The 21,414-nt window shown below is 69.8% G+C and carries 17 protein-coding genes; 6 read left to right on the plus strand and 11 right to left on the minus strand.

The annotated features are described in order from the left end of the window. Positions 1–13: 13 nt before the first annotated feature. The 3 genes from L0984_RS01155 to L0984_RS01165 all read right to left on the minus strand — a co-directional run bounded on the left by L0984_RS01155 (position 14) and on the right by L0984_RS01165 (position 4,885). Complete coding sequence (locus L0984_RS01155) at positions 14–1,129, minus strand: enoyl-CoA hydratase/isomerase family protein (protein WP_234191950.1); 1,116 nt, start codon at positions 1,127–1,129, stop codon at positions 14–16. 96 nt (positions 1,130–1,225) lie between these two features. Next, positions 1,226–2,380, minus strand: a complete 1,155-nt coding sequence (locus L0984_RS01160) for an acyl-CoA dehydrogenase family protein (protein ID WP_234191951.1) — start codon at positions 2,378–2,380, stop codon at positions 1,226–1,228. 981 nt (positions 2,381–3,361) lie between these two features. Further along, on the minus strand, positions 3,362–4,885 hold the full coding sequence (locus tag L0984_RS01165; protein ID WP_234191952.1) for a CoA-acylating methylmalonate-semialdehyde dehydrogenase: 1,524 nt from the start codon (positions 4,883–4,885) through the stop codon (positions 3,362–3,364). Positions 4,886–5,003: 118 nt separating this feature from the next. On the opposite strand from L0984_RS01165, the gene L0984_RS01170 reads away from it, so the two are divergent. Beyond that, positions 5,004–5,912 (plus strand): LysR family transcriptional regulator, encoded by a 909-nt coding sequence (locus tag L0984_RS01170; protein ID WP_234191953.1) that lies wholly within the window; start codon positions 5,004–5,006, stop codon positions 5,910–5,912. Here the strand turns inward: L0984_RS01170 and L0984_RS29905 are convergent, their stop codons facing one another. The 6 genes from L0984_RS29905 to L0984_RS01200 all read right to left on the minus strand — a co-directional run bounded on the left by L0984_RS29905 (position 5,913) and on the right by L0984_RS01200 (position 13,650). After that, complete coding sequence (locus tag L0984_RS29905; RefSeq protein ID WP_234191954.1) at positions 5,913–7,979, minus strand: sensor domain-containing diguanylate cyclase; 2,067 nt, start codon at positions 7,977–7,979, stop codon at positions 5,913–5,915. Further along, positions 7,976–9,622, minus strand: a complete 1,647-nt coding sequence (locus tag L0984_RS01180; protein WP_234191955.1) for a putative bifunctional diguanylate cyclase/phosphodiesterase — start codon at positions 9,620–9,622, stop codon at positions 7,976–7,978. Before L0984_RS01180 ends, L0984_RS29905 begins: the two co-directional genes overlap by 4 nt. Positions 9,623–9,684: 62 nt before the next feature. Continuing rightward, complete coding sequence (locus tag L0984_RS01185; protein WP_234191956.1) at positions 9,685–11,121, minus strand: sensor domain-containing diguanylate cyclase; 1,437 nt, start codon at positions 11,119–11,121, stop codon at positions 9,685–9,687. A 141-nt stretch (positions 11,122–11,262) separates the two neighbouring features. Then, positions 11,263–12,180, minus strand: coding sequence for an NYN domain-containing protein (locus tag L0984_RS01190; protein WP_234191957.1), 918 nt, complete (start codon positions 12,178–12,180; stop codon positions 11,263–11,265). A gap of 10 nt (positions 12,181–12,190) precedes the next feature. Beyond that, on the minus strand, positions 12,191–12,829 hold the full coding sequence (locus L0984_RS01195; protein WP_017758629.1) for a 3-oxoacid CoA-transferase subunit B: 639 nt from the start codon (positions 12,827–12,829) through the stop codon (positions 12,191–12,193). 14 nt (positions 12,830–12,843) lie between these two features. Next, a complete protein-coding gene (locus L0984_RS01200) occupies positions 12,844–13,650 on the minus strand; it encodes a CoA transferase subunit A (RefSeq protein ID WP_234191958.1) in 807 nt (268 codons plus the stop codon). Positions 13,651–13,737: 87 nt separating this feature from the next. On the opposite strand from L0984_RS01200, the gene L0984_RS01205 reads away from it, so the two are divergent. Together L0984_RS01205 and L0984_RS01210 are read left to right on the plus strand one after the other, a co-directional pair. Further along, positions 13,738–14,334, plus strand: coding sequence for a LuxR C-terminal-related transcriptional regulator (locus L0984_RS01205; protein WP_234191959.1), 597 nt, complete (start codon positions 13,738–13,740; stop codon positions 14,332–14,334). 115 nt (positions 14,335–14,449) lie between these two features. Beyond that, positions 14,450–14,923 carry a hypothetical protein gene (locus tag L0984_RS01210; protein WP_234191960.1) on the plus strand — a complete coding sequence of 158 codons (474 nt, stop codon included), beginning with the start codon at positions 14,450–14,452 and terminating at the stop codon, positions 14,921–14,923. A gap of 21 nt (positions 14,924–14,944) precedes the next feature. Here the strand turns inward: L0984_RS01210 and L0984_RS01215 are convergent, their stop codons facing one another. After that, positions 14,945–15,553 carry an acyloxyacyl hydrolase gene (locus tag L0984_RS01215; protein ID WP_234191961.1) on the minus strand — a complete coding sequence of 203 codons (609 nt, stop codon included), beginning with the start codon at positions 15,551–15,553 and terminating at the stop codon, positions 14,945–14,947. A gap of 143 nt (positions 15,554–15,696) precedes the next feature. Between L0984_RS01215 and L0984_RS01220 the strand changes: the two genes are divergently transcribed. Next, on the plus strand, positions 15,697–16,311 hold the full coding sequence (locus tag L0984_RS01220) for a TetR/AcrR family transcriptional regulator (protein WP_234191962.1): 615 nt from the start codon (positions 15,697–15,699) through the stop codon (positions 16,309–16,311). Positions 16,312–16,592: 281 nt separating this feature from the next. Here L0984_RS01220 and hrpA read toward each other — a convergent pair whose 3' ends face one another. Next, entirely contained in the window at positions 16,593–20,579 is a 3,987-nt protein-coding gene (hrpA, locus tag L0984_RS01225; RefSeq protein ID WP_234191963.1) for an ATP-dependent RNA helicase HrpA, read from the minus strand. 101 nt (positions 20,580–20,680) lie between these two features. Between hrpA and L0984_RS01230 the strand changes: the two genes are divergently transcribed. Together L0984_RS01230 and L0984_RS01235 are read left to right on the plus strand one after the other, a co-directional pair. Then, positions 20,681–20,971, plus strand: a complete 291-nt coding sequence (locus tag L0984_RS01230) for a DUF6364 family protein (protein WP_234191964.1) — start codon at positions 20,681–20,683, stop codon at positions 20,969–20,971. A gap of 10 nt (positions 20,972–20,981) precedes the next feature. Further along, the gene (locus L0984_RS01235; protein WP_234191965.1) at positions 20,982–21,401 is read left to right on the plus strand and encodes a PIN domain-containing protein; all 420 of its coding nucleotides are present in this window, start codon (positions 20,982–20,984) and stop codon (positions 21,399–21,401) included. Positions 21,402–21,414 lie beyond the last annotated feature (13 nt).

The following is a 21,414-nucleotide window of genomic DNA, read 5'->3' on the forward strand; positions in this document are numbered from 1 at the left end:
TGCCCGCCGCCGCTCAGCGCAGCGGCACCAGCTCCGGCGCCATGTCGCCGCGCTCGCGCAGGTGGTCCTGCACGAACCCGGGCGTGATCTCTTCCAGCGTCGCCGGCTGCCACTTGGGGTTGCGGTCCTTGTCGACCAGCACGGCGCGGATGCCTTCGGCGAAGTCCTTGTGCGCGCAGAAGCCGAGCGATGCCCAGTACTCCAGCCGGAACACCTCCGCCAGCGACATGCGCGGCACACGGCGCCACAGCTCCCACGACAGCGCGATGGAACTGGGCGCGCCCTTGGTGAAGGCGGTGGCGGCGCTCTGCAGCCAGGCGTCATCGGCCTTCAGGTCACGCAGGCGCCTGGCAATGTCCAGCAGGTCGTCGCCGGCCATCAGCGACTCGATGGTGTCGTAGTGCTCGCGCAGCTTGGAGGGCAGGCGCGGCGCGTCCTCGGCCGCCGTGGCGAGGATGCGCGAGAGCAGCGCGCGGTCGGCCTCGCCTTGGCCTTGCCAGGCCGTGGCGCCGATGGCCTCCAGCACCTGGGCCTTGCGGGCCTGCAGCACCAGCACGTCGGCCAGGCCGGCAAAGACGGCATCGGCGGCGTTGATCTGCGCGGCCGTCAGGGCCAGGAAGAGGCCCGTGCGCCCCGGCGCGCGGCGCAGGAACCAGCTGCCGCCCACGTCGGGGTACAGGCCGATGTTGATCTCGGGCATGGCGATGCGGCTGCCTTCGGTCACCACGCGGTGCGAGGCGCCCACCATCAGGCCGACGCCGCCGCCCATCACGATGCCGTGGCCCCAGCACAGGAAGGGCTTGGGGAAGGTGTGGATCAGGTGGTCGAGCTCGTATTCCTCGGCGAAGAAGCGCTCGGCGTACTCGTTGCGGCGCTCGCCGCAGTCCAGCAGCGTCTGGTAGAGCTGGCGCAGGTCGCCGCCGGCGCAGAAGGCTTTTTCGCCCGCGGCCTGCAGCAGCACGCCGACGACCTGGTCGTCGGCCGCCCACTCGCGCAGTTGGGGCGTGAGCAGCCGCACCATGTCGACGGACAGCGAGTTGAGGGACGCCGGCGCATTGAGCGTGGCGACGCCGAAGCGTTTGCCATTGGCGGTGGGCAGGGAATCGAAGAGGACGACAGGTTCGGTCATGGGCGGGGAGCTTAGCGACGCAGGGCGCGCAGCGATATCAAGGACGGGACTGCATCGGGATGGGTTGGCAGCTCGGCGAGGCGTGGGCGCACAGCGTCAGCGCAGCTCCGCATCGCCCTCGAGCAGCTTGCGCGCGACGATGAGCCGCATGATCTCGTTGGTGCCTTCCAGGATCTGGTGGACGCGCGCATCGCGCAGCAGGCGCTCCAGCGGAAAGTCGCCCAGGTAGCCGTAACCACCGTGCAGTTGCAGCGCCTCGTTGCAGACGGTGAAGCCCGCGTCGGTGGCGAAGCGCTTGGCCATCGCGCAATAGGTGCTGGCATCGGCATGGCCGGCGTCGAGCTTGCTGGCGGCCAGGCGCACCATCTGCCGCGCGGCGACCAGCTCGGTCGCCATGTCGGCCAGCTTGAACTGCAGGGCCTGGAAGCTGGCCAGCGGCTTGCCGAACTGCTGGCGCTCGTGCAGGTAACGCCGCGCGGCGTTCAGTGCGCCCTGCGCGGCGCCGACGGAGCAGGTGGCGATGTTGATGCGGCCACCGTCCAGCCCCTTCATGGCGATGCGGAAGCCCTCGCCTTCCTGGCCCAGCAGGTGGTCCGCCGGGATGCGCACGCCGTCGAAGTCGATGGTGCGGGTGGGCTGGCTGTTCCAGCCCATCTTGTGCTCCTTCTTGCCGTAGCGGATGCCCGGCGCGTCGGCCGGCACGGCGAAGGCAGAGATGCCCGACGGCCCGGCGCCGCCGGTGCGGGCCATGAGCACCAGCACGTCGGTGGAGCCCGCGCCCGAGATGAAGGCCTTGCCGCCGTGGATGACGTAGTGGTCGCCGTCGCGCTCGGCGCGGGTCTTGAGCGAACCGGCGTCCGACCCTGCGCCCGGCTCGGTCAGGCAGTACGAGGCCAGCTTGCGGCCGGCGGTCAGGTCTTCGCCCCACTGCGCGCAGACGGCGTCGGTGCCCCAGGTGCCGAGCATCCAGGTCGCCATGTTGTGGATGGTGATGAAGGCGGTGGTCGAGGGGTCGACGGCCGCCATCTCCTCGAACACCAGCGCCGCGTCGAGCCGCGGCATGCCCAGGCCGCCGATGCGCTCGGGCGCATAGAGGCCGCAGAAGCCCAGTTCGCCGGCCTTGGCAATGGCCTCGCGCGGGAAGATCGCCTCGCGGTCCCACTGCGCGGCATGCGGCGCGAATTCGCTGGCGGCGAAGTCGCGGGCGGTGTCGGCAAAGGCGCGTTGTTCTTCGGTCAGTTCAAAGTCCATGGTGCTTCTTGTGTCTCTTGGCGCTTGGACGGCTTGTTCGTGCCGCGTTGTCTCGATGTTGTCTGCTGAGGGGACGGACTCAAGTGCTGCGCTTTGTTGATGGCCGTCTGTGGGCGGTGGGGGCGGCGCGCGAGAACCGGCCCGCCGCGGGCTCAGAGTGAGGCGGTCGGCACTGCGTGCCGACTCCGCTGCGATGCTCCCGAACCCGGCCCGCGGCATAACTCGCTGCGCTGCCTACGGCAGCTCCGCTCAAACAAATGCCGCGAGTCAGATCACGAAGCAGGCCTGTCCTTCGGCAGGCCTGCGGCCGGGTTCGCTGCGCTTCTCGCCGCCTCACAAATCGCCCGCGGCGGGCCGGTTCCCGCGCGCAGAAACGTCGCGCCTGATCTTGCCGGCATGAGCGGCCTTGCCCACCTTCACCTTCGGCTCGGCGGGAGGCGTTGCTGAGCCGGCATCCCGCCGCCGCGATCGACGCAGGCGTGATGCCGCTGCACATCTTGGGAGTGCAGAGCACCTGCGACGTGCCGCACGAAGGATGACGCATGCAGTCTTTATCGACCTTGATGGCTGCGAAGTCTGCAATGCGAAGAGCGGTCGCTTCGACACGCACCTGTCCGCGCGAGGACTCGCCCCCAACCTCAACTCCGGCCCGGGCGGCGGTGGGTAGCGCGGCGTGCGCCTGTGAGGCGCCGAGAAGCGCAGTGCGCCCGGCCGCAGGCCTGCCGAAGGACAGGCCTGCTTCGTGATCTGACTCGCGGCGGTTGTTTGAGCGGAGCTGCCGCAGGCAGCGCAGCGAGTTCTGCCGCGGGCCGGGTGCGCGAGCATCGCAGGGGAGTCGGCGCGCAGCGCCGACCGCCTCACTGAAGCGCGCCGCGCTACCCACCGCCGCCCGGGCCGGCGCGCCCATCACGAACGGTGAGCACAACACGAAGGCCCCGCCCACCACGAACGCCGCGCCCGGAACAACCCGACGACGAACCATCACTTCAGAGAAATCGTCGTATTGACCCCCTGCGACACCGTCGAGTCGTCGAACCACCGCGCCGTCACCGTCTTGGTCTGCGTGTAGAACAACACCACCTGCTTGCCGTAAGGCCCCAGGTCCCCCAGCTTCGAGGCCCGCGAGCCCGTGAACGAGAACAGCGGCACCGGCACCGGGATCGGCACGTTGATGCCCACCTGCCCCACGTCGATGTCCTCCTGGAACTTGCGCGCCGCCGCGCCCGACTGCGTGAAGATCGCCGTGCCGTTGCCGTTCGGGTTGGCATTTATGAACTCGATGGCCTCGTCCAGCGACGATGCCTCCGCCAGACATAGCACCGGCCCGAACACCTCCTGGTCGTAGATCGACATGCCCGGCTTCACGCCCGAGAAGATCGTCGGCCCGACGAAATTGCCCTTCTCGTAGCCGGTCACCTGCGGGTTGCGGCCATCCAGCTCCAGCGTGGCGCCATCGGCCACGCCGCGCTCGATCAGCCCCACCACCCGGTCGCGCGCCGCGCAGGACACCAGCGGCCCCACGTCCGTGCCCTTCTCCGTGCCGGCGCTCACCTTCAGCGTCTTGGCCTTCTCCACCAGTTCGGGAATCCAGCTTTGCGCCTCGCCCACCAGCACCGCCACCGACACCGCCATGCAGCGCTGGCCCGCGGCACCAAAGGCCGCGCCGGCCAGCGCATTGAGCGTCTGCTCCTTGTTGGCGTCGGGCATCACGATGGCGTGGTTCTTCGCGCCCATCATGCATTGCACCCGCTTGCCGGCCAGCGTCGCGCGGTTGTAGACATGCGTGCCGACCTTGGTCGAGCCCACGAAGCTGATCGCCTTGATGTCGCGGTGGTCGCAGATGGCGTTGACCACCTGCTCGCCGCCATGCACCACGTTCAGCACGCCGGGCGGCACGCCGGCCTCCAGCGCCAGTTCGACCAGGCGCATCGTCACCATCGGGTCCTGCTCGCTGGGCTTGAGCACGAAGGTGTTGCCCGTGGCGATGGCCATCGGGAACATCCAGAGCGGGATCATGGCCGGGAAGTTGAAGGGCGTGATGCCCGCGCACACGCCCAGCGGCTGCAGCAGCGTGTAGGTATCGACGCCGCCAGCCACGTTGTTGGCCAGCTCGCCCAACTGCAGATTGCCGATGCCGGCCGCATGCTCCACCACCTCCAGGCCGCGGAAGACGTCGCCTTCGGCGTCCGGCAGCGTCTTGCCCTGCTCGGCCGTGAGGATTGCGGCCAGCTCGCCCATGTGCTCGCGGATCAGCTGCTGCAACTTCAGGAAGATGCGCGCCCGCTGGCCGATGGCCGTCTTGCGCCAGGTCTTGAAGGCCTTCTGCGCTGCGGCGACGGCGGCGTCCACCTCGTCGGGCGTGGCGAAGGGCACGCGGGCCAGCACCTCCTGCGTGGCGGGGTTGACCACGTCGCGCCATTCGGTGCTGCGGGATTCGACGAACTCGCCGCCGATCAGCAGCTTGACGGTGGGCACCCGCGATGCGGGCGTGGGGGTGGCAGTCATGGTTTGTCTCCAGATGAGGCGGCGCGGGTGCCGCCGATGTGATGCGCCGCAGGATAGCTTTGCAGTTTTGCCCCAGCAATAGACAAAAATTCGCGCACCCTTTGCAAAATTGCAGACCATGGACTGGGACAACCTGCGCTACTTCCTCGAACTCGCCCGCGCCGGCACGCTGATGGCCGCGGCGCGCCGGCTGGCGGTGGACCACACCACCGTCGCGCGCCGCATCCAGGCGCTGGAAAAGGCCCTGGGCGCTGCCCTGTTCACGCGCGAGGCCGGCGGACATCGCCTCACCGAGGCCGGCCGGCAACTGCAGCCCCAGGCCGAGGCCATGGAGGCCGCCTTTCACGCGGTCGAGCGCACCAGCCCGGCCCTGGCGCCGCAGGAAGGCCTGTCGGGCACAGTGCGCGTGGGTGCGACGGAAGGCTTCGGCACGCGGGTGCTGGCCCCGGCGCTGGGCGCATTCGCCGCAGGCCATCCGCGCCTGACCATCGACCTGCTGGCTTTGCCGCGCCTGCTGCAGCTGTCGCGGCGCGAGGCCGACATCGTGATCGCGCTGGAGCGCCCGGCGCGGGGCTCGGTGGTGGCCACGCGACTCACGGACTACAGCCTGCGCCTCTACGCCTCGCACGACTACCTGGCGCGCCATGCGCCCATCGCCCGCCGCGAGGACCTGCGCGGCCACGCCTTCATCAGCTACGTGGACGACCTGCTCTTCTCCAAGGAACTGCGCTTCCTGGGCGAGCTGCACCGGCCCGATGGCTTCTCGCTGCGCAGCACCAGCGTGCTGGCCCAGCACGAGGCAGCGGCCGCCGGCGCCGGCATTGCCGTGCTGCCGGCCTTCGTTGCCGAAGGCGATGTGCGGCTGGCGCCCGTGCTGCCGGCGCTGGCGCGCTTCACGCGCACCTTCTGGATGTCGATGCCGGCCGAAGGCAAGCAGCAGCCGCGCATCCTGGCCGTGTGGAACCTGCTCAAGACCGTGGCAGAACGGGAGCAAACCCGGCTTCTGCCGCCCCCGCCGGCGGCCTGATCAGCGCAGCACCACGCGGGGCGGCGACATCTGCACCTGGTTGCGGCCGCTGGTCTTGGCCGCGTAGCAGGCCGCGTCGGCGGCGGCCACCCAGTCCTGGGCCGTGCGGATGTCGGGCGTCAGCTCGGCCACGCCGATGCTGGCGCCCACGCGCAGCTCCTGCTCTTCCCACGGCACGACGATCTCCTGGACGGCCGCGCGGATGCGCTGGGCCACCGCCAGGGCCGCCATGCCGCTGCACTGCTCCAGCAGCAGCGCGAACTCGTCGCCACCCAGCCGCACCACCAAGTCGCCCGAACGCGACTGCGCCGCAATGGCCTGCACCACCAGCTTGAGCACCTCGTCCCCCGCCAGGTGGCCGGCCGTGTCGTTGATGGGCTTGAAATGGTCGAGGTCGATGAAGATCAGCACGGCGGGGCTGAACAGCTCCCGGTTGCCCAGCACCCGCGCGATCCGCTGGTCGAAGAACATGCGGTTGGCCGCACCGGTGAGCGGGTCGTGCCGGCTCTGCCACTCCAGGCGCTGGCGCACCAGCTTCTGCTCGGTGACGTCGGCCACGGTCCAGATCTCGCCCAGCGACAGGTCGTCCCAGTCCACCGGCCGGCTGCGCAGATTGGCCCAGAAGCCCAGGCCATCGCTGCGCCGCAGGCGCCAGTCGCCGCCATAGGGCACGCCCAGCGCGGCGGCGCCGCGCGCGGCCTGCAGGAAGCGCTGGAAGCCATCGGCTTCCTCGAACAGCTCGTGGGCGGCGCGTCCCAGCATCTGCGGCGCGTCGTTGCCGAACAGCCGGCAGCATTCGGCGCTGGCCAGCTCGACCACGCCCTCGCGCACGAAGGCCACGCCCACGGGCGCGGCGGCGAGCACGGCGCGCAGGCGTGTCTGGATCTCGGCGTGGGCATGGGCCAGACCGGCCTGTTCGGTGGCCCACAGCCGAAGCAGGGTGGACAGCTGGCCCAGTTCTCCCACACCGCCCGGCCACCCCATGCCCGGCTGCGCATCGGCCATGGGCGCGGTGAGCCGCTGCACGCGCCGCACCAGGCGGCCCAGCGGCCGCAGGCGCCAGACGATCCACGCGCAACTCAAGAGGCCGGCCAGCAGCACGGCGCCGAGGGTCCATTGCAGTGTGTGCTCCAGCTCGTCGTCCAGCGCCCCCTGCAGACCCGAGACCGGCCGGGCCTGCCAGATGAGCCACGGCGTCTCCGACACCGGCACGGCCGCCACCACCTGTCCACCGGCCACGGTGACGAAGCCTTCGGTCAGGCGCGGGCTGCCCTGAGCCCGCCAGGCCTCGAAGGCCTCCGCGAAGCGGGCTTCCCGCGACAGCGGCAGGCGCTGCAGGGCCAGGCCACCGTCGTGGCTCAGGATCTGGCCCTGGTCGTCCGTGACCACGCGCACGGCCCCGGGCAGCCGTCCCACGGCCATGCGGCCGACGTCGCCGCTGTCCAGGCGCAGCACACCCGCCACCACCGCAACCACGCGCTGCCCATCCATCACCGGCAGCGCCATCACGATGGACACGCGGCCCGTGTTGCGCCCGGCGATGGGCTGCGACAGCACGGGCTTGTGGGTGCGCATCACCTCCTGGAAGTAGGACCGGTCGTCCATGGGGCCGATGGGCGGCATGAGCTGGACGCCATGCTCATCGGCGCGTGCCAGCGGCTGGCCGAGGGCGTCGATCAGGAAGGAGGCGGAGAAGACGGTGCTCAGGCTCGACGCAAGCACGGTGAAGCGCTGTGCGCGTTCCTCGTCGCTGGCCGCGGGCTGGAGCATGCGCGCCGTGCCGGCCAGGGCGGCCTCACGCTGGTGCTGCAGGCTGGACATGGCCTCGGCCGTGGCACGGGTGCTGGCGCGCTGATGGTCCTCGTCGCTCACGCGCGCGATGCGCTGCGCCAGGTGGGAGACGGCGAGCCAGATGGCCACGCTGGCCGCCACGGCCAGCAGGGCCACCACGGCGACCAGGCTCGCGCGCAGGCGCCATGCCACGTCGTCGAAGGCCGGCATGGCGGCCTGCCCACGGGCCGGCGTCTTCCTGCCCAGGCGAGGCATCAGGCGGCGGACGGTCGTCACGGCGGGAGCGCTTTGTTCATGGCGGGCGCATTGTCCGACGGCGGCTTCCACAGCGGCTGTCTTTCGTAGGCGTCGATCCAGCCGAAGACCTCCGCGGCCGGCATGGGCCGGGCAATGCCGAAGCCCTGCGCCAGGTGACAGCCCAGGGCCAGCAGCGCCTCGCCGTGTTCGCGGGTTTCCACGCCCTCGGCGGTGACCTCCAGACCAAGGGCCCGGGCCAGCGAGATCACGCCCTGCAGGATGGCGCGGTCCTGCGGGTCGGTGAGCACGTTGCGCACGAAGGACTGGTCCAGCTTGAGACCGCTGACCGGCAGCCGCCGCAGGTAGGTCAGCGAGGAATAGCCGGTGCCGAAATCGTCCATCACCACGTCCACGCCCAGTTGGCGGCAGGACTCGATGAAGCTGGCGGCCAGGTCGATGTCGCGGATGGCGCTGGTCTCCAGGATCTCCAGCACCAGGGCGCCGGCATGTCGCTCGGGAAAGCGCTCCAGCAGCGCGGACAGGCGCCGTACCACGTCCGCCCGCATCAGCAGTCCGGCGCTGATGTTGACGCTGACCGACAGCCGGCGACCCTGTGCGGCCCACTGCCGCACCGCCTCGATGGCGGCACCGATGGCCCATTCGCCCAGTTGCTCCGACAGTTCGTGGTCCTCGATGGTGGGCACGAACTCGGCCGGCATCAGCACGCCGCGCTGCGCGTGGTTCCAGCGGCTGAGCGCCTCCATGCCCACGATGGTGCCGCGCTGCATGTCGACCTTGGGCTGGAAGACGAGGAAGAACTCGCCCGCGTCCAGCCCTTCGGCGATGCGCTGACGCTGCTGGGCCAGGCGCTGCTCGTGCGCATGCTCCTGCGCGTCGAAGAAGTTGACCTGCCCGCCCCCGGCCCGCTTGGCGCCGAAGGCGGCCTGGCGGGCCTGGCGCAGCAGCACCTCGATGGACGGGCCTTCCTGCTCGCGCAGCGCCACGCCGACGCTGGCCCCGACGGTCAGCGGCTGGCCATGGACCTGGAAGTCGTCGCCCAGCCGGCCGAGGCAGTATTCGAGGATGCCCTGGCATTCCGGCCAGCCCGCGTTGGGCAGCACGGCCGCGAACTCGTCGCCGCCCACGCGGGCCAGCGCCGCGTCTTCGGGCAGTCCCAGTTCCAGCCTGTGCACCACCTCCAGCAGGACGGCGTCGCCCCCTGAGGGGCCGAAGCGTCCGTTGATCTCCCGGAAGCGGTCCAGGTCGAGATAGATGACGGCCAGCCGGGCCAGCGGCACGCTGCGCTCGGCCGACAACTCGGGCAGCGATGGCAGGCGGCCCGGCAGGCGGGTCAGCGGATCCAGGCGGTGCAGCACCTCGGTGCCCGGGCCGCGGCTGGCGGTCCACAGCACGCTGCCGTCCTCCGCGCGTTCGCCGCGCAATTCGACCTGCACGCGGCCCTTGGGCGAGCGAAGGCCCACCCAGCAGGCCGGGCCGGGGCCCTTGGCGGGCACCTCGCCCTCTTCGAAACCGCGCTCGCCGGCGGCCAGCAGGGTCTTCGCCTTGATGCCGGGTTCGGCCGCGCCGCAGGTCAGCGCCTGGGCCGCGGCATCCGCCCAGCGCAGTTCCCCCGCCACGGTGCGAAAGTGGCAGACCGCCGGCCGGGGAAGACGGTGGGGCATGGTGTGGGGAAAGAAGGGCCGGTGTTCAGCGCAGAGGGCGGCGACGGCGTCCGGCAGGCGCCTCAGAGGGGCCGGCGCTGCGCCGGGCCCTCCGATTCGTAATGGCGGGCCTTGTCCTCGTACATCGCACGGTCGGCGGCCTGCAGCGCGTTCTCGAGCGACTCGCCCGCCTGGCAGGTGGCGGCGCCCATGGCGAAGCTCAGCATGTGACCGGAGGGACCGCCGTAGAACTGGTTGTTGAGGTCCACCAGGGTGGTCAGGTGCTCGCGCACGCTGCGCACGCCGCGCTCGTCGGTGTCGGGCATCAGCACGATGAATTCGTCGCCGCCCACGCGGGCCACGCACGCGGGCGCGTCCACCAGCTTGGCCAGCACCTCGCCCGCGCGCCGCAGCAGGGCGTCGCCGGCGGCATGGCCGACCTGGTCGTTGACCTGCTTGAGGCCGTTCATGTCGAGCGCAAGGATGGACACGGGCCAAGGGCCCTTGCGCGTCAGGCGCAGCAGTTCCTCGGTGTAGAAGGTGCGGTTGCGCAGCTGCGTGAGCACATCGTGCGTGCCCAGGTATTCGAGGTAGGCCTCGGCGCGGCGGCGCGCGGTGATGTCGACCAGCGAGAGCAGCACCAGGTCCCAGTTGTCCTGCCGGTCGGGCAGGATGGAGAACTGCATGTAGATGTAGACCGGCTCGCCGCCCAGCGTGTAGTTGACCACCTCGCGCTGCTGCAGCGTCTTGCCGTCCCAGAGGTCGCGCAGCTGCTCGGCGAAGGAGTCGTGCATCTCGCCGCGGAACACCTTGGGCAGGTTGCGCAACAGTGTGGCCTTGTCGGGCGCGCCCAGCATGCGCAGCGTCTCCTCGTTGACGTCGAGCACGCGGATCTCCTGCACGCAGCGGCCGACGAACTCGGGGTGCACCTTGAGGAAGGTGCCGAAGTCGCGGATGCCCTGCGCCCGCACCCCGTCGAGCAGACGCTTGACGCCGCTGAAATCCTCCACCCAGAGCGACACGGGCGAGCGCTCGAACAGGCCGCGCGCATAGCGTTCGCTGGCCTCCCGCAGCTTCTCGGCCCGCACGCGGGCGGTGATGTCGTCCAGCGAGATGAGGGCACGCGACCAGTCGGCCTCGTGGCCGGGCAGGATTCGGATGCGCACCGTGACGTCCAGCCGCCGGCCGTCGAGGGCGTAGTTGACGGTCTGGTTCTCGATCTCGGTGCGGCCGGCCCAGAACTGGGCCAGCTCATGGATCACCCGGTCGGACATGTCGTCGCGGAAGATCTCCGGCAGCCGCGCGACCAGCTCGTCCTGGCTGGCGGCGGCGAACAGGCTCAGCGTCTTCTGGTTGACCTGCAGCACGCGGATGCTGGCCATGCAGGCCGCACGGCGCGCGGGGTCGGTCTGGAGATACTCGACGAGGTCGGTGACGCCCTCGCTGCGCCACTGGTCGAAAAGCTGCTTGAGTCCGCTGTAGTCCTCGAGCCAGAGCGAGACTGGCGCAAGATCGAACATGGTTTGGAAATCGTCGGAAGACGTCATGGCGGCGGACGCGTGAGACAGCGCCGGATGCTATCAGCAGCCGGACCGGTCGAGGGGCTCGGCGGCGGCGAAAGCAGGCCGGGAACGGCGTAGGAAAACCCGGGAAGGACTCGCTCAGGCGTCGTCGTCGCGGTCGGCCTCGGCCGTCGACTCGTGCGCCAGCGCCTGCGGCGTCAGGGCGATGTGCCCGCCCCCCTCGTCGTCCAGGAACTCGACGATGTCCGGAAAGCGTTGCAGGAAGGCCTTGAAGCTGCGGCAGCCCAGCATGCCTTCGTCGAAGGCCGGCATCATGCGCTTCATCAAGGACTTGAGCGCGCCGCAGTGCACGCGGTTCTCGCCCTGGCGGGCGATGATCTGGGTCACGGCCTTGACCAGCGCCTCCCGCGCGAGCTCCACGGTCAGCACCGTGGGGCCGCTGTCGGCGGGCTCGCCCGGCTCACCGCCCTCGCCCTGCCCTTCCATGGCCAGTACCGAGGCCGCGACCGCCTCGCTGGCCTGGCGCAGCTTGAGCAGCGCGCCATAGAACTTGAACTCGTTGCAGCTCGCCACCCAGTAGCGGTTGCTGTTGCCCTCGACCCCCACGCCGCCGATGAAGCGGCCGGCCTGCTTGACCTTCTGGGCCAGGCTGATGAAGTCGCTGTCGCACGAGACCACCACGACGTGCGTGATGTGCGGATGCGTGTGCAGGTCAGACAAAGCGTCCAACGCCATGCGGATGTCGGCGCTGTTCTTCATGTTGGCGCCGCGCGGGAAGAGCTGGATCAGGTCGATGCCGGCGCCGTTCAGGGCATCGCGGTAGCGCGAGAAGAACTGCCAGTTGGCGTACGCGCGGTTGATGATGACATCGCCCAGCGAGGCGGCGTAGTCGACGATGGCATCGACTTCCGCCACGGGCATCTGGACCGTGAGCCGGTGTTCGCGGTAGTAGTCCTGGCCGTTCTGTTGGTCGGTCAGGACCGCGTGCAGGTTTTCGAAGTCCCAGTACAGGGCCACCTTGGGCGCCTGCACACCGGCGCCGGTCCATTCACTCATCGATTGACTTTCACTGCAGGAGCTTGACTCCCGTCTTGGCTTGCACGGCGTCGAAGCTGACGCCATCGGCCAGCTCGACCACCTTCAACCCCTCGGGGGTGACGTCGAGCACAGCCAGGTCGGTAATGATACGGTCCACCACCCCCACACCCGTGAGCGGGAGTGTGCATTGCGGCAGGATCTTCAGATCTTCCGTGCCGTCCTTCTTGCGGGCCACGTGCTCCATCAGCACGATCACGCGCTTGACGCCGGCCACCAGGTCCATGGCGCCGCCCATGCCCTTGACCATCTTGCCGGGGATCATCCAGTTGGCCAGGTCGCCCTTCTCGCTGACCTGCATGGCGCCCAGGATCGACAGGTTGATCTTGCCGCCGCGGATCATGGCGAAGCTCTCGTGGCTGCCGAAGATGGACGAGCCCGGCAGCGTGGTCACGGTCTGCTTGCCGGCGTTGATGAGGTCGGCGTCCACCTGGTCTTCCGTCGGGAAGGGGCCGATGCCGAGCATGCCGTTCTCGCTCTGCAGCCAGACTTCCTTGTCGCCGACGAAGTTGGCCACCAGCGTCGGGATGCCGATGCCGAGATTGACGTAGAAGCCGTCTTCCAGCTCCTTGGCCGCGCGGGCGGCCATCTGGTCTTGGGTCCAGGGCATGGGGAACTCCTCTTTTACTTGCTGGCGTTGTTCTTGACGGTGGCGGGCACTTCCGTGCCGGCGGCGGCCTGGGCGATCACGGCCTGGGCCTCGACCTTGGCGGCGGCGGCATCGACGGGCGCCGCAGCGCTGACGGTGCGCTTCTCGATGCGCTTCTCGGGCGTGGCATTGAGCACGATGCGGTGCACGTAGATGCCGGGCAGGTGGATGTCGTCCGGTGCCAGTTCGCCCACCTCGACGATCTTCTCGACCTCGACGATGCAGACCTTGCCGGCCATCGCGGCGGCCGGGTTGAAGTTGCGGGCTGTCAGGCGGAAGCGCAGGTTGCCGGACTTGTCGGCCACGTCGGCCTTGACCAGCGCCACGTCGGGAACCAGCGAGCGCTCCATGACGTAGGTCTCGCCATCGAACTCGCGCAGTTCCTTGCCCTCGGCCACCAGCGTGCCGACACCGGTCTTCGTGAAGAAGGCGGGGATGCCGGCGCCGCCCGCACGCAGCTTCTCGGCCAGCGTGCCCTGCGGCGTGAATTCCAGCTCCAGCTCGCCGGCCAGGTACTGGCGCTCGAACTCCTTGTTCTCGCCCACGTAGCTGGCGACCATCTTCTTGACCTGCCGCGTCTCCAGCAGCTTGCCCAGGCCGAAGCCGTCGACGCCCGCGTTGTTGGAGATGCAGGTCAGGTCCTTGACGCCGCTTTCCTTGAGCGCGTCGATCAGCGCCTCGGGAATGCCGCACAGGCCGAAGCCGCCGACTGCCAGCGTCTGGCCGTCGGCAACGACGCCGGCCAGCGCCTCCTTGGCGGAGGCATAGATCTTGTTCGCCATGGGTCCTCGCTTGAAGAGAAAGTGAGAGGGGGAAGGAAGGGAAAACCCCGCAACGATACTACGTACGGACATACGTAGGATTTCGTAATGGACGCACCCGAGGCCCCTGCCCTTGCAGCCCCCGCCATCGACTACCGGCTGGCCTTCGAGCATGCGCCGGTGGGCATGGTGCTGTCGCGCCAGCGGATGATGGTGGACTGCAATGCGCGGCTGTGCGAGATGTTCGGTGCCACGCGCGAAGCACTCGTCGGCCAGTCCTTCCGGCTGCTGTATCCCAGCGTGGCCGAGTACGAACGCATCGGCCGCCGCATGCTGCCGGCGCTCAACGCCAGCGGCCGCTATGCCGACAACCGCATGATGCGGCGCGTGGGCGGCCTGCACGGCATGCGTGCCGGCGAGACCTTCTGGTGCCATGTCACCGGCCGCGCCCTCAACCGGGAAGTGCCGCACGAGGCCGGCATCTGGACCTTCGAGGACCTGGGCGCGCGCCGCGCCGACAAGGCCGAGCTGACGCCGCGCGAGCGGGAGGTGGCCGCGCACCTGATGCAGGGGATGACCAGCAAGGAAATCGGCCGAGCCTTCGGCATCAGTCATCGCACCGTGGAAATCCATCGCGCCCGGTTGATGCGCAAGTACGCCGCCGGGACCACGGCAGAGTTGGTGCAGAAGCTGCTGGCCGGCTGAGGCAACGCACCGTCGGGGTGCGTTGGACTACCGATGCCCGGAAGACGTCCCACGCCATGGGGGCAGAGTCGGCGCCAGCCTGTGGGCCATCGACAACCTTCCAGGAGCAACACCGATGGCCACCCGACCCGAACTGACAGGCGACCGCGACAACAACCGGGCGATGCGATGGGGCATCGTCGTCGTCATCGTGCTGGTGATCGGCGCGATCTTCGCGTTCTTCCGAACCGGCGGTGAAGCGCCGGGCCAGCCCGCCCCGCCCATGGGCCAGCCCGCGCCCCCGCCCGCCAGCGATGGCGCCACGGGCATGGCGCCCGGAACCGGCGGCAGCGGCTCGACCGGCATCGGCGGCAACGCCGCGGGCACCAGCGGCGCTGCACCCGACGCGGCAGACCCCAACCCAGCCGCCGCCAATGGCCTGCCTTCGACCCCCGGCACCGGGACGACCAACACGCCTGGCGGGAGCAGCGGCTCGGGTACAGGTGCCGCCGGCACGGGCGCTACGGGCAGCACAGGCACCACCGATCCGGCCAATGGGAGCGGTACGCCCGCCACCGGCGCCCCGGGCGCGCCCGCCCAGTCCCAGTGATCGCCCCGCCCCGGCGCCGCTTCACCAGGCCATGCTGAAACGCAGCTTGACGAAGTTGGCGCCGGGGTTCGGTTCCTTGATGCCCGCGTTGGAGAAATGCTGCAGGCGCAGCGACAACTCATAGGCCTGGCGCTCACCGAAACGGTAGCCGACGCCCAGCACCTCGGTGAACTGGAAAGCGGTGCTGAAACGGTCTCTCGGCGTCTCATACAGCCGGTCCATCACCGTGCCACCCAGCCCCAGCTCCACGAACCACGGCGTCCCCGGCTCGCCCAGCAGGTGGCGCCACATGGCGGTGGCGCCGATCTGCGAGTAGCCGGCGCTCGACCCGTCCGGCCGCGGCGCCTGCCAATGGCTGGCCCACAGGTCCCAATACAGGGTCAACGGGCCGGCCTGGCGCGGCACCGACGGGAACAACTGCGATGGGAGCATCACGCCCGCCGTCAGCGAGTCGGTCGATTGCGTGTGCAGCACGCTGGACCCGCCCTCCACATAGAAGCGGCGGCCTTCGTCGACCTGCTCCTGCGCTGCTGCGTGCGCGGATGCAAGCACCGCCGCTGCCGCAAAGGCCAGAGGCGCGATGCGCCGTTTCAAGTGACGGCCGGTGCCCTGGCGAGAGCGGTTGTCCATGGTGGCTCCAGGAGTTGGAATGAATTTTCTAGAATTTTCATTCTAGGAATCCGAGACCTGCGTCCGGAGGGCGAAGGGACAATGGCCCCATCTCCCTCTCCAGCTTGTTGCGACGCATGCCCTCGAAAGCACGGATTTCTGCCATGAACACCGAGCCGCCTCCGCAGGACAAAGGCGGGGTGCGCCGTCGGCAGGTACTGGATGCGGCGGCCCGCTGCTTCAGCGAACACGGCTTCCGTGGGGCGAGCATCCAGCGCATCTGCGAGGTGGCTGGCATGAGCCCGGGCCACGTCTACCACTACTTCCGCAACAAGGAAGCCATCGTGGCGGGCATCGTGGAGCAGGACCTGCAGGAAACGCTGGCGCGAATCCAGCTCATGCGCGAGCGCGGCCAGGCAGAGGGCGTGCTCGCGGCCTGCCTGGGCGAGGTGGACACCGGCGTGGCGCGCTGCGCGGGCGATCCGGCGCGGCTGCAGCTGGAGATCCTGGCCGAGGCCAACCGCAGTCCGGACATCGCGGCCCTGCTTCAGCAGGCGGACCGCCTCAAGCGCGACGAGCTGCTGGCGCTGCTGCGGCCGTTGCCGGCGCTGCGCGGGCTGTCTGCGGCAGAGCTCAGGGCACGGGTGGCCGTGATGTGCACGCTCTTCGAAGGTCTGGCCGCGCGCACGCTGCTGGACCCCACGCTCAACCGCGCCGCCACCGGCCGGGCGATCAGCCGCGTGGTGCGCATGCTGCTGGAGCAGCCGGAAGAAACGTAGACGCACCGGGGCATCAGCCATCGCACGGTCGAGGCCATCGTGCCCGCCTGCTGCGCAACTACGACGTCGCGACGACCGCCGATTCGGGTGCAGAGGGTGCTGGCGGGTTGAAGCCGTCACTCCGCGCCGGAGGCCAGATGCTCACCACGTGTTCCCCCATCGAATGGCCGCAGCGCAGGCCATGCGGGAACATCCGCGGAACCGGCTTTGCCGGGCCGCTGGATGTGCCCCCTTCAGGGGGTTGGCGTAGCGCGAAGCGCGCAGCCTGGGGGTGTTCCTTTTTATGTGATCTGCTGCCAGGCCTTGTCCAGCCGCTTGATGCTCACCGGCTGCGGCGTGCGCAGCTCCTGCGCGAAGAAGCTCACCCGCAGTTCCTCGAGCAGCCAGCGGAACTCGCGCATGCGCTCATCCGTGGCGCCCTTGCGCTCGGCCACCAGGCGCCAGTAGCGCTGTTCCTGCGGCTTGAGTTCGGCCAGCTTCTGCGCGTCACGCGCGGGGTCGGCCCGCAGCTTGTCCAAGCGCAGCACGATGGCCTTGAGGTAGCGCGCGAAATGCTGCAGCTGCGTCCACGGTGCATCGGCGATGAAGCGCTTGCCGACCAGGCGCTGCAGCTGCTCGGCCGCATCCTTCACGGCCTCGGGCTGGATCTTGGTGTCTTTGATCTTGCGCTGGGCTGCGGCGTAGTCGGCGAGGATGGTCGATGCCAGGCGTGCCACCTCGCTGGCGATCAGCGTCAGCCGGCCACGGCCCTCGTCCAGGCGGCGCTTGAAGCTGGCTTCGTCGGTGGGCAGCGGCTCCTGCAGGAAGGCGCGGTCCAGCGCCACGTCCAGGATCTGGGCGCGCAGTTCCTCCAGCGTGCCCAGCGGCATGTAGGCCACGGCCATCTTCTGCAGGTCGGGGATGTTCTTTTCCAGGTACTTGAGCGCGTCGCGGATCTGCAGCGCCACCAGACGGCGAAGGCCGGCGCGGTGTTTGGCCGTTGCCACCTCGGGCTCGTCGAAGACCTCGATGGTCACGGCGTCGCCCCCGTCCACCAGCGCCGGGAAGCCGATCAGCGTCTGCGCACCGCGGCGCACTTCCATCAGCTCGGGCAGTTCGCCGAAGGTCCAGGCGGTGTAGCGCTGGCCAGCCGGCGGCGCGGCGGGGCCGGGCGCGGCCTTGGGCGCCGGGGCCGCGGTCTTGCCGCTGCCCGGCGACGGCGCGGCCGGCGCGGGCGAAGGCGCCGCCCTGGCCTTGAGCCCCGCCAGCGCCTGGAAGGCGCCCCGCGCCTTGGTGCCCAGTTCGCCCTTCAGTGCACCCAGGTTGCGGCCCATACCCAGTTGCCGGCCGTGCTCGTCCACCACCTGCAGGTTCATGAACAGGTGCGGCGGCAGCATGTCGAGCTTGAAGTCGGCGCGTTTGACGTCGAGGCTGGTGATGTCGCGCACCCGCTTGAGCAGCGCGTCGGTGAGCGAGCCGGCGCCGAAGGCCTCGGGCGTCCCCAGCGCTTCGGCCAGCCGCGCCGCCGACTCGGGCAGCGGCACGAAGCGCGAACGCGGCTTCTGCGGCAGGCTCTTGAGCAGCGCCTGGATCTTGTCCTTGAGCATGCCGGGCACCAGCCATTCGCAGCGCTCCTCGCTGACCTGGTTCAGGACGAAGAGTGGCACGGTGACGGTGACGCCATCGCGCGCGTCGCCCGGCTGGTGCAGGTAGGTGGCGGCACAGTCCACGCCGCCCAGCTTGACGAGGGGCGGAAAGGCCTGCGTCGTGATGCCCGCCGCCTGGTGGCGCATCAGTTCCTCGCGCGTGAGGAACAGCAGCCTGGGATTGGTCGCGCTCGCCTGCCGGTACCACTGCTCGAAGGCATGGCCGTTCGCCACATCGGCCGGCACCTGGGCCTCGTAGAAGGCGTAGATCAGCGCATCGTCGACCAGCACGTCCTGCCGGCGCGACTTGTGTTCGAGCGCCTCGACCTCGCGCACCAGCTTGCGGTTGGCGGTCAGGAAAGGCAGCTTGCTTTCCCACTCGCCGCCGGCCAGGGCCTCGCGGATGAAGATCTCGCGCGCGCCGGCCGGATCGGCCTTGGCGAAGTCCACGCGCCGGCCGCTGTAGACCACCAGGCCGTAGAGCGTGGCGCGCTCGAAGGCGGTGACGCGGGCGTCCTTCTTCTCCCAGTGCGGGTCGAGCAGCTGCTTCTTGAGCAGGTGGCCGGCGACTTCCTCGATCCATTGCGGCTCGATGTTGGCGATGCCGCGGCCGAAGAGGCGCGTGGTCTCGACCAGTTCGGCGCAGACGATCCAGCGGCCGGGCCGCTTGCGCAGGTGGGCGCCGGGATGGCGGTGGAACTTGATGCCGCGGGCGCCCAGGTACTCGCCGGAGGAGGAGTTGCCCTCCTCGTCCATCTTCCAGCCGATGTTGCCCAGCAGGCCGGCCAGCATGGACTTGTGGATCTGTTCGTAGCCCGCGGGCGTGGGGTTGAGCTTCCACTTGTGCTCGGTGACCACGGTGAGCAGCTGCGAATGGATGTCGCGCCATTCGCGCACGCGGCGCACGCTGACGAAGTTCTGGCGCAGAAGTTGTTCGTACTGGCGGTTGCTGAGCTTGTGGGTGGGTTGGGCGGCCGCCGGCGCCGGTGCCGCCTCGGCGGGCGCGCTCATGCGCTGGCTCACCGGCAGCACCGCCGCGCTGGCCTTCTTCGGCCCCTGCGTGGCCGCCGCCATCTCGCGCCGGTTCTGCGCCACCGGCGCGCCGCCGCGGGCATCGTGCAGCCACTTCCACAGCGTCAGGTAGCCACTGAACTCGCTCTTCTCGTCGTCGAACTTGGCATGGGCCTGGTCGGCCTGCTGCTGCGCTTCGAGCGGCCGGTCGCGCACGTCCTGCACGCTCATGGCCGAGGCGATCACCAGCACCTCCTGCAGCGCACCGCGCGTGCGGCCTTCCAAGATCATGCGGCCCACCCGCGGGTCCAGCGGCAGTCGGGCCAGCTCGCGGCCGATCTCGGTCAGCTCGTTGGCGTCGTCCACCGCGCCCAGCTCGCCCAGCAGCTGGTAGCCATCGGCCACGGCCCGGCCGCTCGGGGCCTCCAGGAAGGGAAACTGCGTCACGTCGCCCAGGTGCAGCGACTTCATCCGCAGGATCACGCCCGCCAGCGAGGAGCGCAGGATTTCCGGGTCGGTGAAGCGCGGCCGGCTGGCGAAATCCTTCTCGTCGTAGAGCCGGATGCAGATGCCGTTGGCCACGCGGCCGCAGCGGCCCGCGCGCTGGTTGGCGGCGGCCTGGCTGACGGGCTCGACCAGCAGCTGCTCCACCTTGCTGCGGAAGGAATAGCGCTTGACCCGCGCCGTGCCCGCGTCGATCACGTAACGGATGCCGGGCACCGTGAGCGAGGTCTCGGCCACGTTGGTGGCCAGCACGATGCGCCGGCCCGTGTGGCCTTCGAAGATGCGGTCCTGCTCGGCCTGCGACAGGCGCGAGAACAGCGGCAGCACCTCGGCCGCGCGCATCACCGGCTGGTGCGCCAGGTGCTTGCGCAGGTGGTCGGCGGCCTCGCGGATCTCGCGCTCGCCGGGCAGGAACACGAGGATGTCGCCTGCGGCATTGCCCTGCCACAGCTCGTCCACGCCGTCGGCGATGGCATCGTTAAGGTCGTATTCGCGCGACTCCTCGAAGGGCCGCCAGCGCATCTCGACCGGGAAGGTGCGGCCCGACACATAGATGACCGGCGCCGGCCCGTTGCGGCTTTCGAAGTGCTTCGCGAAGCGCTCCGCATCGATGGTGGCCGAGGTGACGATCACCTTCAGGTCCGGCCGCCGCGGCAGGATCTCGCGCAGGTAGCCCAGCAGGAAGTCGATGTTCAGCGAGCGCTCGTGGGCCTCGTCGATGATCAGCGTGTCGTAGGCCTTGAGGAGCGGATCGGTCTGCGTCTCGGCCAGCAGGATGCCGTCGGTCATCAGCTTGACCGAGGCATCGCGGCTCAGCCGGTCCTGGAAGCGGACCTTGTAGCCCACCACCTCGCCCAGCGGCGTCTTCAGTTCCTCGGCGATGCGCTTGGCCACCGAACTGGCGGCGATCCGTCGCGGCTGGGTGTGGCCGATCAGCCGGCCGCGGCCCTCCGGCGCGTTGAGCTTGCCGCGGCCCAGCGCCAGGGCGATCTTGGGCAACTGGGTGGTCTTGCCCGAGCCGGTCTCGCCGCAGACGATGACCACCTGGTGCGCCTGGATGGCGGCGGCGATCTCATCGCGCTTGGCGGATACGGGAAGGGAATCGGGAAAGTCGATCTGGAGCGGCACCGGGCGAGTATCGCAGCCCACGGGTTCACATGTTTCCGTGTAGACTCGTCCGACACCCGCCGCCGCGCCAAACGCCGCGCCCAGTTTGCGAGGAAGCTCCCATGGCCAACCTGACCATCAACGTCGACGACCAGCTCATCAAGGCCGCCCGCGTGCGCGCCATCCAGCAGGGCACGTCGCTGAGCGCCAAGGTGCGGGAGTTCCTGCAGCAGTACGTCAACGAGGCCGAGGCCAGTCGCCAGATGCTGCGCGACGCCGCCACGGCCCGTCTGATGGCGGCCATCGACGCCGCGGCCAGCGAGGCGCAGCCCGCCGCACATCCCCGAGGCGGCAGCCTGCGCGACGAGCTGTACGACGGCGACTTCCGGGCGCGCGCCCGCTCCGCCGACTGACGCCTCGCCCGTGCCCCTCGCCTTCTTCGACACCAACGTGCTGGTGTACTGCGTCGATCCGCGCTCGCCGGCCAAGCAGGCCGCGGCGCGCGAACTCGTCGCTCGCCACGCGGCCGCGGCCGAGGGCGTGCTGAGCACGCAGGTGCTCGTCGAGCTCTACAGCGTGCTCACCCGCAAGCACCGCATCGCGCCCGACACGGTGCGCGCCCTGCTCGACGGCTACAGCGCCTGGCAGGTGGTCGACACCGACCTGCGCCTGGTGCAGTCGGCGCTCGATACCGCCCAGGCCCACGGCCTCTCGATCTTCGACGCCATGGTGGTCGAGGCCGCGCAACGCAGCGGCGCCGTCACGCTCTACACCGAAGATCTGCAGCATGGCCGACGATTCGGCGACCTGACGCTGGTCGACCCCTTCCGCGCCGCCGCCTGAACAGGCGGCGCGC

The organism is Pseudacidovorax sp. NFM-22 (assembly GCF_021401245.1).
In the GTDB taxonomy this organism is placed as follows: Bacteria; Pseudomonadota; Gammaproteobacteria; order Burkholderiales; family Burkholderiaceae_C; genus Xenophilus.